We start from the raw sequence: 1,055 nt of genomic DNA on the forward strand, positions 1-1,055 counted from the left end.
CCGTGCTACTACGTCCAGACACCTAACTTCTGGTTCCCTCTCGACCCGCACAGCAACGCGCCGTTGATGCACTGGCTGCCCCAGCCGCTGCAGCGGCGCCTGGTCTCGACGAAGGCTCGCGGCTTCTACGCCAAGGCGACCTCCCTCGACCACGCCATGCGGATCGTGGAAGGCACCTCGATGCTCGACCGGGCTCAGATCACCGAGCTCTTCCCGGATGCGCGGATTCTGACGGAAAACGTCCTTTTCCTCTCCAAATCGCTGATCGCCATCAGGAGCCCGGATGCCTGAGAGCGGGACGCCACAATGAGGTGCGATTTTGTTTTCTTGGCCTTGGCCAGGAATTGTGCCGAGACGATCCCGCGCTTCCTCGATCTGTTGGAAGCGTTGCGCTCCGAGGGATTGAGCGTAGCCGCCTTCGTTGGCGAGAATGGCTCGCGTGACGGGACGCGGGCACTGCTTCAACATGCCGAGGCAGACGGGCAACTCGTGCTGGTGCCGACGCCTTTCATGGCGGACGAGCCCGATCGGCTCAAACGGATGGCCCTCGGGCGCGAGCGGATCAAGACGGAATGCGAGGCCTCGAACCTCAAGCCCGATGTCGTCTGCGTTCTCGACATCGACAACGTCATCGCCCGGCCGCCTTCCGTCGCAGCACTGCTCAAAGCCGCATCCAAGCTCGATCGGCCGGGCGTTTTCGGCGTGTCAGCGACGTCGCGACCCCATTATTACGATCTCCTGGCATTTCAGGACGACTGCAGATCATTCGATACGCTGCTGGACGATCTGGCGGAGAGTCGAGGCAATATCTTCAGCTATTATCGCTTCTTTTGTTCGCGAATCTATCCGCACCAGCGGGCGCTCACCGTCGATCGCGAGATCGCGTGCTCGTCGACCTTCAATGGCTTGTGCCTCTATCGCGCGCCTGTCTATCGGCTGGGGAGCTATCTCGGGGACGGACCGAGCATCTGCGAGCACCTGACCCTCAACCGCCGCCTCGCGGGCATGACCGGCGGGAAGATGCTGATCGACCCCGGCCTGATCCTTCCCACACC

Annotated in this window: 1 protein-coding gene and 1 pseudogene; both read left to right on the forward strand. The window is 62.2% G+C overall.

Going from position 1 to position 1,055, the window contains the following annotated elements:
* Positions 1-291, forward strand: a pseudogene (locus tag AC1DVA_RS28575) (class I SAM-dependent methyltransferase); the annotation flags it as partial.
* Positions 292-333: 42 nt separating this feature from the next.
* On the forward strand, positions 334-1,055 hold a 722-nt coding region (locus AC1DVA_RS28580), incomplete at its 3' end, for a glycosyltransferase family protein (RefSeq protein WP_476808155.1).

The sequence above is a fragment of the Allobosea sp. P4_C6 genome (assembly GCF_056402015.1).